The organism is Embleya sp. NPDC001921, from assembly GCF_053594475.1.
Genome location: NZ_JBSFEO010000021.1, coordinates 18,679 through 33,475, shown reverse-complemented (window position 1 = coordinate 33,475; position 14,797 = coordinate 18,679). Strand labels below are relative to the sequence as shown.

Sequence of the window (14,797 nt, the reverse complement as noted above, 5' to 3'; positions counted from 1 at the left end):
AAGCGACCCGAAGCCTCAACTATTCGAGGATTCCTGCGACTTGGTTTCCAAGACGCTGACACGTTGTTGCAGGTCCTTGAGAAGCTTCTTCATCTCCCGCAAATCTGCTTCGAGGTCTGTGGTCCCGCGCTTACCGGTCTGACTGGCGAGTGCGGAATCAGCAACAAAAGCCCCCTTGCCCTGGTGCGTCACCACACGACCTTCGTGACGAAGCTCGGCAAGGGCCATTCTGATCACCGTCACCGAAACGCCAAACTCCTCTTGGAGTTTGGGGAGCGAAGGCAGTTTGTCCCCGGGCTTCATCCCGGCGATGCGCTGGCGAAGCTCATCCGCCACCTGTTCATAGGCGGGCGTGCCGGACCACTCGGCCATGTAGGTAGGGCTCCTCTCTGAGCACTCTGCCCACACAGTGCACCACATTTGACCAACTCAGCGCAGCACTCGACAGGCAGGCTCTTGACGAACTCTGCCTCAGAGTGCACTCTGAGGCAGAGAGCTTCGAGCAAAGCGAACGAACGTCGCTCTCGCCTGCTTGACCTGCACGTTTGCACGTCTACGGGCCCGCTTCGGCGGGTCAAGTGGCCTTGTGGGGCCTTGGGTACCGGCAACCCTTTGCAACCGGATGGCATGAGGCCGAAAGGCCATGTCCCTGCCTACCAACAGGAGCGCGATCGTTCCTGGAAGGGGACACAGCACGAGTGCTCTTGGTCCTCGGCGCGCGGCACGTCGGCGCGTCGGGGGTCATGGCCACTCGTCTTGCGGGACGAGGCACACCGATGTGTGCCGGGGCGCCCGCTTCCGGCAAGTCGTCGGACGCCCCGTGGGTCGTTTCTCCAGTGAGGGAGTACGACCGTGAGAAGCATTGTTGCTGGTCGCCACGCGGCCACGAGGGCCGAGTTCGCGGAACTCGCGCTCGGCGTCGACTGGGCCCTGTTCGACGGGGTCGAGGGTGAGTCGGCGGAGGAGGAGGCGGCGCGGCTGGACGCGGCGCGGGACATCCTCTCGGACCTGTGGGCGACGGATCGCGAACTGGCCCGGCACGTGGAGCGGTTGCTGTCCGGGTTGTGGGCGGTGGATCCGGGGACGGCGGTGTGCGCCGAGATGCTGGCGATGGGCACCGCTCCGGCTCCGGTGGGGGCCGTCGAGGTGCGGGAGGGGGCGTGGGCGGCATGAGCGTCCTGCACCCCGAGGCGGAAGCGGGCCGGGGGGCGATGCCCGGTCGTGAGCGGGAGTCGATGGCGCGGGCGGCGGAGGCGTTGCGGGCCCTGATGACGGACGGTCCCGCGTTGCCGGGTGTCTACGTGTGGACCCTTCCGCAGAGCGCGTCGGTTGTCGCGCTGGACGGCGGGGAGGTCGTCGGGCAGGCGTCCGGCCTGAATACGACCGACGACGAATGGCGGTCGGTGTTCGCGGATCTCGCCCGCCGCACCGGTGGCGCGCTGGTCGAGTCGCCGTTGTCCGGCGTGCCGATCGCGCACCGGTTGAGCGTGACGTTCCGGTGGCGTGGTGTCCGGGTCGTGCTGTGGCGCCACGTCGCACCCGTCGGGGACGGCGGTGCGCGATGACCGATCCGCGCATCGTGACTCTGCGCCGGGCCGATCGCGGGTTGACGGTGGCGCTGTTGATCGTGGGCGGGTTGGCGTTGGTGTTCACGTGTGTGAACGTGACGCTGTTCGCGATCGAGCACGGGACCGCGTGGTACATCGCGTGGTTGCTGGACCCGATGGTGTCCCTCTCGTTGGGAGCGGTGCTCCTGGCGGACGGGTTCCTCGGGGATCGGCCGGGCGGGAGTGCCACCGCGCTGCGTCTGTTCGCGGGGTTGGCGACGTGGGCGATGAACGTGTGGGGGTCGGTCTGGCCGGACGGGTCGTTCGGTGTTCCTCGGGATCCGGACGCGGCTGGGATCGTTCTGCACTCCGTTCCTCCGGTGTTGCTGATCCTGTTGGCGGAGGCGGTGACGGTGTACCGCCGCCGGATCGCCGACCTGATCGGGAAGTTGGAGGAGGAGGCCGCCGACCTGCGGCGGGAGCGCTCCGAACCCGCGTGGGACACGGCGGGAACGGCCGTTTCCGAGGTGTTCCCCACCGACGCGGTGCCCGTTGCCGAGATTCCCGCGTGGACGCCGGATGCGCGACCCGTGTCCGTCGATCCGGACGCGCTTCCGGAAACGGTGTCGCAGGCTGACATGCACGCTGTGCTCGCGTTGCTGGGCGCTCACGGCGAGCGTGTCTCCTACCGGCGGGTGATGAGCGAGATCGGCGTCGGCTATCCGAAGGCCAAGCTCACGCTGGACACGGCGCGAGCGCTGCGGGGAACGCGTTCCTCGGGCCCGGTGGACGCCGCACGGCTGAGTCTGGTGCCTCCGGCCGGTGAGCCGGAGTGGACGTCGGGCGGCGCGTCGTGAGGCCGCCGATCGTCGGCGCCCACCTGTGGGGCGCGGTCCTCGGGCGGGAGAACGACACCTGCGGGTGCGCCGGCGAGTGCGGCAAGCACCACAAGGAAAGCGGCGGCCGGTGCGACCGGCACGACGCCCTGATCGTGGCGCCCCGCGATCTCGGGACGCCGCTCGCGGTCGCCGTCGGCCTGGACCCGGCAGACCTGACGACCTGGTGTGCGCGCTGCCACGGCCCGGCGCGGTCCGCCGCCGCGAAGGCCGCCCGCGCCGCTCGTGCGGAGCGGTACGAGAGCGAGTCCCTGTTCTGAACAGGCCGGGGGCCGGCCCGCTTCCTACGGCCCGTCCGGCCCCCGCACTCCGAGAGGAGCACGAACCAGCATGACGGACACGACGACGAAGCCGAAGACGAAGAAGCCCCCGGGCCCGCGCGAGAGTTCGCCGGACAACGAGCCGGAAGCCTTCCCCACCCACCAGCCCACCGCCGCCGCGCCGGTGGTGCCGATCGAGGTGACCGTCACGCAAGAGAGTGACAGTGGCGCACCGGTCGCTCAGGGGTCGGGTCGGCGGCGGGTGTTGCCGGTGGCGACGTTGGCGGCCGAGGCGACCACGACCGGCGGCGCGGGCATGTACGCGGCGACCGGTGTGGTCGGTGTGGTGGCCGCCGCCGGTGTGGTGGCGGCGGCCGGCCTGGCCGTCGGAGCCACCCGCGCCACTCGGGCTGCGCGCACCGCTCGCGGGCCCCGGGCCGGGCGGGTGCCGCGTGCGGGACGGGTCGCCTCGCGGATGGGGATGCCCGGTGCCGCGCCGGGACGCTCGCCCCGCTCCGCGACCGGCGGACGCCCCGGCGGTGCCCCGTCCGCTGGCGGCGGTCGACGCGCGGGCGCGGGTGCGTCCGGTGGTGGACGCGGGCAGTCCCGAGCCGGGCGCGGCGGCGGCGCGTTTGCCGGTGGCCGAGCTGCCAAGAGTGCCGGGCGGGGCGGGGGCGGGCCGAGTGGGACGGGGTTCCGTGCGGGGCTGGGTGCGGCGAACGCCGCGCACCGCCTGGGCGGTTCCGGCCGGCCCGGCGGTCGCGGGAAGACGAACGTGGGCGGTGACCGGTCGAAGGGCCATGGCGGTTCTGGCCTGTTCGCGGGTCGCGGCGCCTCGGGCGGTGCCGGTGCGGGTGCGGGTGCGCGCGGCGCGGGTCGTTTGGCGGCCGGGCGCGCGGCTGCGGGCCGTGCCGCGACGCGTGGTGGCGCGGTCGGGCGGCGTGCGTTGTCGCAGGCCCGTGGGGCGGCGGGTCGGGTGATGTCCTCCCGGGCGGCGCAGGCGGCGCGTGCTCGCGCGGGTCGGGTGAAGGTGTCCGCGAAGCGTGCCGCGCCGCACTGGGCGCGCACGGTGGGCGCTGGGATGGCGGCGGTGGGCGCGGGTGCGCTCGCGGCGGTCCCGGGCCTGGCCGTCGCCGCCGGTGGCGCCCTGTTGGGCGGTCTGGGCCGTGTGTTCCGGGTCGGCCCGGGTGCCCGGTTGGGGTTGGCGGGCTTGATGTGGGGTCCGCGTGCGGGGGCGTGGGTGTGGCGGCGGCTGATCAAGCGCGCCCGACGCCTGCGCGACAGTGCCCGCGGTGAGGGCGTGAGCACGGATTTCACGGAGCCGACCGACGTCGGTTCCACCAGCGAGGCGCCGGTGTTGACCGGCGCCCAGGGATCCTCTCGGGGTGAGGCTGTGACGAAGAGCGTGTTCGCGGCGCGGGCGGAGCAGGTGCGCGACACCTACTCGCGGTACTCGCCGCCGACGATGTTGAGCGTGGCCGCCGAATACCGGGGTCTCCCGGACGGGTTGCGGTCGGCGGCGGTGGCGCTGGGCGATCTGGCGTGTGCCACGGCGGAGCGGTTCCCGGCTCATGCGCAGGTCGGTGCGGCGGTTGCCGAGACCTACCTGCACACGATGCTCGCGGCGGAGGCGGCCGAGGAGGTGGACATCGCTTTCCGCGACCTGCACCGGGAGGACTTGGCGCGGCACGAGACGCCGCGCAACGGCGAGCGGATGTGGAACATCGGCGAGCACCGCGCGGACGGTGCGCTCGCGTTCCGGCAGTCGCACTTCGCCGCGTCGTGCGAGGACATCCGCACGGTGTACGCGCGGTGGGCGCCCGAGAACATGATGCAGGTGCTCGCCGAGTACGAGGGCCTGCCCGAGGGCCTGGAGAGCCTGGCGCACGCGATCGGTCACCTGGCCACGCAGTCCGGTGAGGCGTACCCGGTCCACCAGGACGTGACCGAAGCGGTCGCGGGCATCGGGAGCTTCCTCAAGCGGGCGATCAGCGCCGCGCAGGAGATCGTGCCGATCGCCCGGCGCCTGCACGCGGTGGACATCTCGCACCACGAGGCGCCGCGCCCCGGCGAGGACATGTGGGACGTCTGACCCCGCCCGCCGCTCGAACAGCCCACGGCCCGTCACCGCGCTCGCGGTGGCGGGCCGTTGTCGAACCCCACTCGCACCACACGATCCGAGAGGACTGTCCGCGATGAGCGGGAACGCGAGCACCAACATCACCAACATGTGGGACTGGTCGTGGAAGACCACCCCCGCAATGGGCGCCGCACTGGTGGCCGGCGGCGCCTACAGCGTCGCCGCCATGGGCGCGGCCACCGGCCTTCCCCCGGTCCACGCCGGAGCCGTCGCCGCGGCGGGCGCCGTCGCCCAGGCGACGGTGGACCTGCGACGGGACCGCCCCGCCGGTCACATCCTCACCCGCGCTGCGGCGTGGTTGGCGGCGGGTGGCTGGACGGCCACCACAATCGCGCACGGCACCCCGTTCGCCTGGACGCCGTTCGGCGTGTGGGCGGCGGGCGCCACCGCCGGACTCGTCCTCGCCACCGGGCTCGCCCGGGGCGAGCAGACCGCCCGCGCCGGGCGCGCCGCCGCGCTCCTCCAGCGCTGGGCGGACGGGCAGGCCGCCGAGTGGCACCAGCGGTTGACGGCGCTGTTCCGGCTGGAGGGGCACAGCGTGAGCGGCGTGAAGCCGTGGCCCGAGGACGTCGGGTACACGGTGCGGGTCGAACTGCCGCCGGGTGTGGAGTCGTTGCCGGGGAACGCGGCGCGGGTGATCGCGGGCGCGTTGCGGCTTCCGCGTGGCGGTGGGGTGGAGATCCTCGACGGCGAGGAGCACGGCACGGTGATGATCCGGGTCACCCTCGTGGACGTCCTCGCCACCACGATCGCCTTCCCCGACGGGGAGTTGCCGGTGACGACGATCAACAACCCGATCGAGATCGGCCGTCACCCCGACGGCACGCCGGTGCTGCTGCCGATGGTCGACACCTGCACGGTGATGATCGGCCAGACCGACAGCGGCAAGACCAACGCCGCGAACGTCGTCAACGGCAAGGTCTTGCAGGCCAACGACGTGTTGGTGTGGCACATCGACACCACCGGCGCGGGCCTGTCCCTGCCGTGGCTGCGCGCCTGGGCCCTCGACGGCACCGCCAAGCGCCCAGTCCTGGACTGGGTGGCGCCCACGGAGGAGGAGGCGCACATCATGCTCGACGTCGCGATCGAGGGCATGGCGGCGCGCAAGACGGGCTACCAGGACCTGATGCTGTCGGTGGACGACGACAAGATCCCCGTCTCCCCGGATGTCCCCGAGATCCTGATCGTCGCCGACGAGATCGCCCAACTCCCCCAGTCGATCCTGGAGAAGCTGAACGCCGTCATCAACGTCGGCAGGGCGACACGGTTCCGGGAGATGAGCATCGGGCTGCGGGCGACCGCCGACGTGAGCACCCCGGCGATGAAGAAGCAGTCCCAGAACCGCATCGGCATGCGCGTCTCCGACCCCGAGGAACTCGGCCACCTCTTCCCCTACGGACAGGGCGTCCGACTGGACCCGCGCGCCGCCCGCCACCAGGGCAGCGGCCACGTCTCCTACCCCGGCGCCGACGGCATCACGATGCCCGCCCGCCCGTTCAAGGCCGAACGGCTCAAGCCCTCGCGCATCGGGTCGTTGTCGGTCCAGTTCGCCGACCGCAGGCCCACCCTGGACGCGCTGACCGTGGACACGCCCTCGGGTCGGTACTACGCCTCGCGCTGGGGCCGCACCCTCCCGGTGCTGTTCAAGGGCAAGGCGTTGGCCGCGACGACCCGGCCGTGGACGGACGTGCCGCTCATGCGCCCGCCGATCTCCGAACGCGGCATCCCGATGACCGGCGCCAACCCCACCAAGCCCTCCGCGGGGCCGGCCAGCACCACCCCCGCCACCGCACCCGGCGGGCCGATCGACGGCGCCGCGATGAACGAACTCCTCGAACAAGCCCGGCGGAAGCTGCGTGATCCCGACCGCGCCACGGAACACCCGGGCGAGGACGACGCGTTCGCGGCCGTGCTCGCGCAGACCGGCCCCACCCAGTGGGGCGAGCCCGGCGCGGCGGGCAAGGCGGTGCCGGAGTTGCTCACGCGCGCCCACCGCGCATTGGAGGAGGCGGGCGGACGGTTGTACACCGCCGACCTCGCGGACGCGTTGGGCACGGACGCGCAGAGCCTGGGCAACGAACTCAACACACTCATGCGGGCCGTGGGCGTCTCCCGGCCCGGCGCCGGAACCGTCCGCGTCGACGGCGGCCCGCCCCGTTCCGGCTACCTCGCCGAAACCCTCGCCCAGGCCATCGGCAACTACCGCCCGTAGCGATTCGGGCCTGTGTGGGCCCACACACAGGGGCCCACACAGGGCCCACACGCGCCGTGTGGGCCCACACAAGCCGTGTGGGCCTGTGACCTGCGTGTGTGGGCCGTGTGGGCCCACACAGACCCACCCCACATGCGCCTCTTAAGAGGGGCATTGGACCTCCGAGCCCCCTTTCGGCGCCCAAGCGGCGGCCCGTGTGGGCCCACACGCCTCGACACATTCCGTCACCACAGACTCGGCCCTGATCGGTCGCCACGCGACCACGCCACCCGCCCGGGGCGCCATCACCGGCGCCCCGTCACCGAAGGAGGAAGTCCCGTGACCGTCACCGATGTTCTCCTGCTGCTCGCCGTCGCGGCCGGCTACGCGCTGGTGTGCCGCGTCGCACCGTGGGGGCACTGCCGCCGCTGTGCGGGCACCGGCGCCGATCTCCACCACCACCCGCCCAACACCCCGCCGTGCGCCGCCCGGCGCTGCCGCCGCTGCCGGGGAACGGGCCTGCGCCTACGCCTGGGAGCCCGACTCCTCGGTACCGCCCGGCGCCCGGACGACCGATGACCCGGTCCGCCGCCGTGCCCGCACGGTCCGGCCGCTCGCCCACAGGGGGTGAGCGGCCGGGCCGTGGGCGCACGACCCGCCCACCAGGAACCGCCCTCGGGAGGCACCGACATGCGCACCACGACCCACACCCGCACGCGCACCATCCGCAGGATCGCCGCCGTCATCGGCACAGCCGCCGTCCTCGCGCTCACCCCCACCGCCGCATTCGCGGCCACGGCCGAATCCCCCGCGAAGAGCGGGGCGGGCGGCACCGCCATCAGCATCGGCAGCGGCGTCATCCTCGCGCTCATCGTCGGCGCCTGGGCCCACCACCGCCGCACCATCGGCATCGCCCTCGTGGCGTTCGTCGCCGGGGTGATGCTCGCCGGATCCTCCATCTCGCTCACCGCCGCACAGGCCGGAGACCAGGTCGTCACCGCCGGAGTCCAGGCCGTCAGTGGCATCTTCGCCTGACCCCGACCGCTCCCCATGACCCCGGACCACGCACCCCCGGGGTCGTGGAGGACGGCCGGACCCGACCGCCCGAACCCCCTCGAAGGCTCGAAAGGACGAAATTCGATGGCACACGAGAAGACGACCAAGCACACCTGCAACAACGGGCGCGGACCCGTGTTCGGCCGCAAGACCGAGGGCTGCCCGCGCTGCGACGAACTGATCGCCGGAGCGGCGCCGGTGGTCTGGTACGGGACCGCCAGGGAGCGCGACGCCCTCGACGCCCGCCGCGTCGACGAGATCCGCAACCACAACTGCCGCAAGTCGGGCTGTTCGGTCGTCTGCACCTACGGCGACTGGTAGCCCCGGCCGTGCCCCATGGCCCCGGACTACGCGTCCGGGACCGTGGAGGACGGCCGAACGGCCGATCCGAGCCCACCATTTCGGGAGACCCGCCGTGAGCAACGCGACCCCCATCACCGTCGTCGGGAACATCACCCGCGACCCCGAAATCCGGTTCACCACCGGTGGCGTGCCGGTGGCCCGCCTGTCCATCGCCGCCACCCCGCGCAGGTTCGACAAGACCACCAACAAGTGGATCGACGGCGAGACCACGTTCTGGGCGTGCACCGCGTGGCGCTCCCTGGCCGAGCACGCCGCCGAATCCCTGCGCAAGGGCGACCGCGTCATCGCGTCCGGCACCGTCACCACCCAGCGCTGGACCGACAAGGACACCAAGGAAGCCCGCGAACGCATGGTCCTCGACCTCGACGACGTCGGCCCCTCGCTCCTGTGGACCGACGCCACCGTCACCCGCACCACCACCCGCCGCGCCGCCCCGACAAACGGCGACACCTGGGGCGACTTCGACGCCGCAGGCGCCACTAGCCCGCAGCCCCCGACCGACGACAACCCGCCGTTCTGACCCGCCCCGGGGCGACCGTCCATCCGCCAAGACCGGCGGTCGCCCCGGGCCCGACCCGTATCCCTCAAGGACCCGGAAGGGACCACCAGCATGACAAACAACCAGCGCGAGCGGACCATCCGCATCGTGTCCTTCGGCTACGGACACGGCCCCGCCCCCGAAGCCGAGATCACCCTCGACCTGCGCCGCCGCTTCCGCAACCCGCACCACGACCCGGCGATGAAGCAGCGCACCGGCCTGGACAACGACCTGTACGCGCACGTCTTGGACACTCCCGGCGTCCGCGACCCGGCCGCGATGATCGCGCTCGCCGCGCACGAACTGTTCCACACCGTTCCCGGCCCGATCACGATCGCGTGCGGATGCGTGGGCGGCAGGCACCGCAGCGTCGGCATCGCCCGCCACATCGCCGACATCCTCGGCGACGGATGTGCCCGGGTCGAGGTCGGGCACCGCGACGTCCGTCGGCCCCTCCTGCCGCCCGCCGCGCACGCTACCGCCGCCATCACGCACGCCCACGGCGGGGATCCCGGCCGTGCCACGGTCGACGGGACTCCCGCGGCCGATCCCGACTGCCCACGCTGCCAGGGCGGTGGATACGAGTGGTACACCGCCCGGGACGGGGAGTTCGTCACCGCCCGGTGCTCGAAGTGCCGCGACGGGCGGGTGGGTCGATGACGACCACGACCGCACCGGCCCTGCGCGTGCTGTCCCTCGGCGCCGGAGTCCAGTCCACCGCTCTCCTCCTGCTCTCCGCCCAGGGCCGCATCCCCACCTACGACCTGGCTGCCTTCGCGGATACCGGGTGGGAACCCGCCCGCGTCCACACCCACCTGGACCGGATCGAGACCGAGATCGCGCGCCCCGCCGGGATCGAGGTCGTCCGCGTCACCGCGGGCGACGTCCGGGCGGAGGGGCTCGCCCGGGGGTTCGTCACGATGCCGGTGCACATCGTGCACCCCGACGGCACCCGCGGCATCGGCCAACGCCAATGCACCAAGCAGTACAAGCTGGACGAACTCAAGCGCCTCGTCCGCGAACGCCTCGGCTATCCGCACCCGCGCAAGGTCCCGGACGGCGTGTACGCGCTCCAGGACGTAGGGATCAGTCGCGACGAACTGCATCGCGCGAAGGACTCGCGGCGGCGGTACCTGGTCAACAACTTCCCGCTGCTCGACCTGCCCGGGGCGGCCGACGGACACACCGGCTGGACCCGCACCGACTGCCGGCGCTACCTGCGCGCGCACGGCTGGGCGTCCACCCCGCGCAGCGCCTGCATCGGCTGCCCCATGCACACCGACCCCGAATGGCGACAACTACGCGACGACCACCCCGACGAATGGGCCCAGGCCGTCGCCTTCGACCACGCCCTCCGCACCACCCCACGCTCAAACGGCATCCGCGAGTACCTGCACCGCTCGTGCCTGCCACTCGATCAGGCGCCGATCGACCGGATCACGTCCCGCGAATGGAAGGACCGGCAAGGCGACGTCCTCGCCCAGTACGCCGACGACCAGATCGAGAACGAACACCGGGGCGGCTGCTCGCCCTGGGGATGCCCGGACGATCTCGCGGTTGCGTCATGACGGCCCCGACCGTGATGCGAATGCTGGTCACCGGATCGCGTGCGTGGGAGGACCCAAAGCCCGTGCGCACCGCCCTCGGCGCGCTGCTCGAACAGGCCCGCGCCGGGCTGGTCGTGGTGCACGGCGCGTGCCCGCGCGGCGTCGACGCGCACGCCGCGATCTGGGCCCGCGACCACCGCAAGCAGGGCGTCACCGAGGAGCCCCACCCGGCCGATTGGCGCGCCCTCGGGCGCCGCGCCGGGATCATGCGCAATCTCGCGATGGTCGCGCTGGGCGCCGATCGATGTCTCGCGTTCATCCGCGACGCCTCACCCGGCGCCACCCACTGCGCGAACGCCGCCGAACAGGCCGGCATCCCCACCACCCGACACATCTTCGAACCCTCGTCCTCGCCCACCCGGAGGGACACCATGATGACCCGACCCAACCCCCTCAAGACCGCCGCGCTCGCGGCGGCCGAACGCGGATGGCACGTCTTCCCGCTGGTCCCCGGGATCAAGCGACCGGCGGTCAAGGACTGGGAGACGCGCGCCACCACCGACGCCGACCGCATCGCCCGCTGCTGGGACCACGCCCCCTACAACATCGGACTGGCCACCGGCCCCTCCGGACTGGTCGTCATCGACCTCGACATGCCCAAGCACGACCACGACGACCCGCCCCCGGCATGGAACGAGCGAGGGGTGACCGACGGCGCGGACGTGCTCGCGCTCCTGGCCGCCGACGCCGGACAGCCCTACCCCGACGACACGTTCACCGTGGCCACCCCCACCGGCGGACGGCACCTCTACCACCGGGCGCCGGACGGCGCCCGGCTGCGCAACACCGCGGGCAAGCTCGGCTGGAAGGTCGACACCCGCGCCCACGGCGGCTACGTCGTCGCCCCCGGAAGCGTCGTGGACGACCGGCTCTACCGCGTCCTCACCGACCGCGAACCCGCCGAACTCCCCACCTGGCTGCTCGAGATGCTCCGGCCCGAACCCGCGGCGCGCCGGATTCCGGTGATGCCCCACACACCGGTCGGCGCGAGTGCCTACGCGAGTGCGGCCCTGCGCAACGAGGTGGCCCTGGTGGCCGGCACGCAAGAAGGTACGCGCAACGCGGCACTCGTGCGCGCCGCGCGTGCCCTGGGCCGCTTCGTCGCCTCCGGAGACCTCGACCGCCGCACCGTGGAGAACGACCTCACGGCCGCAGCGTCCTGTGCCGGGCTCACCGAGAACGAGAGCCGACCCGCGATCACCAGCGCACTGAACTGGTCGATCGCCCACAACAGCGGGAAGGCCGCATGACCAGCCCCTTCAACACCCACCCATTGGCCGGTGACGCGCCCGAGGACGGCGCGCTTCTATTGGACGAAGTCGAGGCGTTTCACCGCAGGTTCAACGTGTTCCCCTCCGAATCGGCCTACGTGGCCGTGACGTTGTGGGACGCACATGCGCACCTGCTGGACTGCTTCGACTCCACACCGCGCATGGCGTTCCTGTCGCCCGAACCCGGCAGCGGCAAGAGCCGAGCCCTGGAGATCCAGGAAACCCTGGTGCCCAATCCGATGGTCGCAGTGGACGCGTCCGCGTCCGCGCTCTTTCGGTCCGTATCCGCCGGGGAGAGCCCGCCCACGGTCTTGTTCGACGAGATCGACACCATCTTCGGCCCCAAGGCCGGGGACAACGAGCAACTCAGGGGCTGGATCAACGCCGGACACCGGCGCTCCGGTGTCACCTACCGGTGCGTCGGGGACGGATCGAACCAGACCGTGGTGGCGTTCCCCTCGTACTGCGCCGTCGCGGTCGCCGGACTCGGCTCCCTGCCGGACACGATCCTGACCCGCTCGATCATCATCCGCATGCGCCGCCGCGCACCGAACGAACGAGTGGAAGCCTTCCGGGCGCGCCTGCACACCCCCGAGGGCAACGCCCTACGCGATCGCCTCGCCAAGTGGGCGAACACCGCCCGCGAACGCATCGCGGGCGCCTGGCCGGCACTGCCCGAGGGGGTGACCGACCGACCGGCGGACGTGTGGGAGCCTCTGCTCGCCATCGCGGACGCGGTGGGCGGCCACTGGCCCGAGCGTGCCCGCGTGGCGTGCGTGGAGTTGGTGGAGGCCACTACCGCGGGCGACAAGGGATCGCTGGGCATCCGGTTGTTGACCGACCTGCGCGACCACGTGTTCAACGGCGCCGACCGCATCCCCACCGCAGCGATCATCGGCGAACTCGTCGCCAAGGACGACGCTCCCTGGGGCGACGTCAACGGCCGCCCCCTCGACTCCCGTTCACTCGCCAAATGGCTGCGCGAGTACGTCACCGCCGACAACACGCCCATCGTCGCGCGCAACATCCGAACCGCGTCCGGAGCCGTCGTCAAGGGCTACTACGCCACCGATCTCCAAGACGCGTGGACCCGGTACTGCCCCCCACCCCCCGAAAAGTCCGCTACATCCGCTACATGATCTTCAATACCCCATCTGACCTGCGGAAACGACGTAGCGGGAACGCCGAAATCAGCCGCTACATCGCCGCTACCCATCCGCTACACGCCACAGCCCCCACCCGGCGCCCGTAGCGGCACCCGTCCGCTACATCCCGCGCATCCGCTACAGAAAACAGGGCTCTGACCTGCGATGTAGCGGATATAGCGGATGTAGCGGACTTCCAGGGGTGGGGGCGGAAGACCTCGCAGTCTCCGTCCCCACCCCTCGCCCGTTCTCTCGTCTCGGAGGAACCGTGTCTTCCGTTCGAACCGTGATCGAACCCAAGTGGTACAGCGTTGACGAAGTCGCCCTCATGCTCGGCTTCGGCAAGTCCAAGACCAAGAACCTGATCGCCACCGGTCGCCTGAAGTCCGTGAAGGACGGGCGCAACCGGAAGATCATCGCGCGGTGGGTGGACGAGTACGTGGAGTCCCGCATCGCGGAAGTCGAAGGTGCCGACAGGTGACTGCGAAGCGACACAACGGCGAAGGCTCCATTTACCCCTACCGGAACGGCTACGCGGCCTACGTCTGGGTCACCAAGCCCGACGGCACCCGCGACCGCAAGTACGCCTACGGCAAGACGCGCGAGGCGACGCACGAGAAGTGGCTCGCGCTGCACGCCGCCGCCAAGGCCGGCCCCGTCGCCACGACGTCCCCCACCGTGGGCCAGTACCTCGCGTACTGGCTCAAGGAGGTCGTGGAGCCCCACCTGCGGCCCACGGCGGCGGCCACCTACGAATCCCACGTCCGCAACCACATCGCCCCTCACCTGGGCGCCAAGGCCCGCCACAAGCTCACCGTGCGAGACGTCCAGACCTGGGTGAATCGTCTCGCGGAGCTGTGCCAATGCTGCGAACAGGGCAAGGACGCCGCCCGCCCGCCGGAGAAGCAAAGGTGCTGCGCGCTCGGCAAGGCCCACTGCTGCGAACAAACCCTGTCCCCTCGCTCGATCCGAGACATCAGGGATGTGCTGCGGTCGGCGCTCGGCAACGCGGTACGCGAGGAGGTCTTGTCCAAGAACGTGGCCGCGTTTACGCGGGTGAGCAGCGTCAAGCGGAGCAAGCGCAAGGCCAAGCCGTGGACGGCCGAAGAGGCGAAGCGGTTTCTGGTGTCGGCCCGTGACGACAACGACCCGCTGTTCGCCGCCTACGTCCTCATCCTCGTGTTGGGCATGCGCAAGGGCGAGGTGCTGGGCCTGACGTGGGACGTGGTCGACCTGGACGCCCGAGAGCTGGACGTTCAACGTCAGCTTCAGCGTGTCGGGCGACAACTTCTCCACACCGACACGGCCAAAACAGAGGCGTCCGAGGTGCCGCTCCCACTCCCGGACATCTGCACGGCGGCTCTGCGCATGCGGCGCAAGCAGCAAGACGAAGACCAGGCCACCGCGGGCGAGGTGTGGGAGGACAGGAACTTCGTCTTCTCCACACGCCACGGCACGCCGTACGAACCGAGGAACTTCAACCGGAGCTTCGACGCACGGTGCGAGAAGGCGAAGGTTCGACGCATCACGGTGCACAACACACGGGACACGTGCGGCACCCTGCTGGTGGCGCTCGACGTCCACCCGCGCGTGGTGATGCGGATCCTTCGCCACACGAAGATCGCGGTCACGATGGAGATCTACGCCCAGGCCCCGGACAAGCAGACGCGCGAGGCTCTGCGAAGCCTGGGCGAGTGGCTCGACTGACCTTTAGCGAGGGCTTTCCGGGCCACCCGTTGCGGTACTTTGCTGCTGGCAGCACGACAAAGCCCCGGATCATTTT

General features: G+C 71.4%; 19 protein-coding genes. 16 read left to right on the top strand and 3 right to left on the bottom strand.

The window, feature by feature from the left end:
• Positions 1-15: 15 nt before the first annotated feature.
• Entirely contained in the window at positions 16-372 is a 357-nt protein-coding gene (locus ACWCPW_RS24225) for a GntR family transcriptional regulator (RefSeq protein ID WP_449763696.1), read from the bottom strand.
• A gap of 480 nt (positions 373-852) precedes the next feature.
• Here ACWCPW_RS24225 and ACWCPW_RS24220 point away from each other — a divergent pair, with 480 nt between their 5' ends.
• Genes ACWCPW_RS24220 through ACWCPW_RS24205 form a run of 4 tightly spaced genes read left to right on the top strand, consistent with a single transcriptional unit; the run spans position 853 to position 2,703 of the window.
• The gene (locus ACWCPW_RS24220; RefSeq protein ID WP_449763695.1) at positions 853-1,173 is read left to right on the top strand and encodes a hypothetical protein; all 321 of its coding nucleotides are present in this window, start codon (positions 853-855) and stop codon (positions 1,171-1,173) included.
• Complete coding sequence (locus ACWCPW_RS24215) at positions 1,170-1,565, top strand: hypothetical protein (protein WP_449763694.1); 396 nt, start codon at positions 1,170-1,172, stop codon at positions 1,563-1,565. The genes ACWCPW_RS24220 and ACWCPW_RS24215 overlap by 4 nt, the downstream gene beginning before the upstream one ends.
• Entirely contained in the window at positions 1,562-2,404 is an 843-nt protein-coding gene (locus ACWCPW_RS24210; RefSeq protein ID WP_449763693.1) for a hypothetical protein, read from the top strand. The genes ACWCPW_RS24215 and ACWCPW_RS24210 overlap by 4 nt, the downstream gene beginning before the upstream one ends.
• On the top strand, positions 2,401-2,703 hold the full coding sequence (locus tag ACWCPW_RS24205) for a hypothetical protein (RefSeq protein ID WP_449763692.1): 303 nt from the start codon (positions 2,401-2,403) through the stop codon (positions 2,701-2,703). Before ACWCPW_RS24210 ends, ACWCPW_RS24205 begins: the two co-directional genes overlap by 4 nt.
• A 24-nt stretch (positions 2,704-2,727) precedes the next feature.
• Here the strand turns inward: ACWCPW_RS24205 and ACWCPW_RS24200 are convergent, their stop codons facing one another.
• A complete protein-coding gene (locus tag ACWCPW_RS24200; RefSeq protein ID WP_449763691.1) occupies positions 2,728-2,913 on the bottom strand; it encodes a hypothetical protein in 186 nt (61 codons plus the stop codon).
• 30 nt (positions 2,914-2,943) lie between these two features.
• Positions 2,944-3,099: a hypothetical protein gene (locus ACWCPW_RS24195; protein ID WP_449763690.1), complete on the bottom strand. Its 156-nt coding sequence runs from the start codon at positions 3,097-3,099 to the stop codon at positions 2,944-2,946.
• A gap of 634 nt (positions 3,100-3,733) precedes the next feature.
• Between ACWCPW_RS24195 and ACWCPW_RS24190 the strand changes: the two genes are divergently transcribed.
• From ACWCPW_RS24190 to ACWCPW_RS24135, 12 genes are all read left to right on the top strand, one after another.
• Positions 3,734-4,795 (top strand): hypothetical protein, encoded by a 1,062-nt coding sequence (locus ACWCPW_RS24190; protein WP_449763689.1) that lies wholly within the window; start codon positions 3,734-3,736, stop codon positions 4,793-4,795.
• 103 nt (positions 4,796-4,898) lie between these two features.
• Positions 4,899-7,055 carry a hypothetical protein gene (locus ACWCPW_RS24185; RefSeq protein ID WP_449763688.1) on the top strand — a complete coding sequence of 719 codons (2,157 nt, stop codon included), beginning with the start codon at positions 4,899-4,901 and terminating at the stop codon, positions 7,053-7,055.
• A 318-nt stretch (positions 7,056-7,373) separates the two neighbouring features.
• Positions 7,374-7,613, top strand: coding sequence for a hypothetical protein (locus ACWCPW_RS24180; RefSeq protein WP_449763687.1), 240 nt, complete (start codon positions 7,374-7,376; stop codon positions 7,611-7,613).
• A 111-nt stretch (positions 7,614-7,724) separates the two neighbouring features.
• On the top strand, positions 7,725-8,069 hold the full coding sequence (locus ACWCPW_RS24175) for a hypothetical protein (protein WP_449763686.1): 345 nt from the start codon (positions 7,725-7,727) through the stop codon (positions 8,067-8,069).
• 105 nt (positions 8,070-8,174) lie between these two features.
• Positions 8,175-8,411 (top strand): hypothetical protein, encoded by a 237-nt coding sequence (locus ACWCPW_RS24170; RefSeq protein WP_449763685.1) that lies wholly within the window; start codon positions 8,175-8,177, stop codon positions 8,409-8,411.
• A gap of 94 nt (positions 8,412-8,505) precedes the next feature.
• Positions 8,506-8,973: a single-stranded DNA-binding protein gene (ssb, locus tag ACWCPW_RS24165; protein ID WP_449763684.1), complete on the top strand. Its 468-nt coding sequence runs from the start codon at positions 8,506-8,508 to the stop codon at positions 8,971-8,973.
• 90 nt (positions 8,974-9,063) lie between these two features.
• Positions 9,064-9,651 (top strand): RapZ C-terminal domain-containing protein, encoded by a 588-nt coding sequence (locus tag ACWCPW_RS24160; RefSeq protein ID WP_449763683.1) that lies wholly within the window; start codon positions 9,064-9,066, stop codon positions 9,649-9,651.
• Positions 9,648-10,559, top strand: coding sequence for a hypothetical protein (locus ACWCPW_RS24155; RefSeq protein WP_449763682.1), 912 nt, complete (start codon positions 9,648-9,650; stop codon positions 10,557-10,559). The genes ACWCPW_RS24160 and ACWCPW_RS24155 overlap by 4 nt, the downstream gene beginning before the upstream one ends.
• Complete coding sequence (locus tag ACWCPW_RS24150; RefSeq protein WP_449763681.1) at positions 10,442-11,848, top strand: bifunctional DNA primase/polymerase; 1,407 nt, start codon at positions 10,442-10,444, stop codon at positions 11,846-11,848. Before ACWCPW_RS24155 ends, ACWCPW_RS24150 begins: the two co-directional genes overlap by 118 nt.
• Positions 11,845-13,008, top strand: coding sequence for a DUF3631 domain-containing protein (locus tag ACWCPW_RS24145; RefSeq protein ID WP_449763680.1), 1,164 nt, complete (start codon positions 11,845-11,847; stop codon positions 13,006-13,008). Before ACWCPW_RS24150 ends, ACWCPW_RS24145 begins: the two co-directional genes overlap by 4 nt.
• A gap of 292 nt (positions 13,009-13,300) precedes the next feature.
• Positions 13,301-13,495 carry a helix-turn-helix domain-containing protein gene (locus ACWCPW_RS24140; protein WP_391587618.1) on the top strand — a complete coding sequence of 65 codons (195 nt, stop codon included), beginning with the start codon at positions 13,301-13,303 and terminating at the stop codon, positions 13,493-13,495.
• Positions 13,492-14,721, top strand: a complete 1,230-nt coding sequence (locus tag ACWCPW_RS24135) for a site-specific integrase (RefSeq protein WP_449763679.1) — start codon at positions 13,492-13,494, stop codon at positions 14,719-14,721. The genes ACWCPW_RS24140 and ACWCPW_RS24135 overlap by 4 nt, the downstream gene beginning before the upstream one ends.
• Positions 14,722-14,797 lie beyond the last annotated feature (76 nt).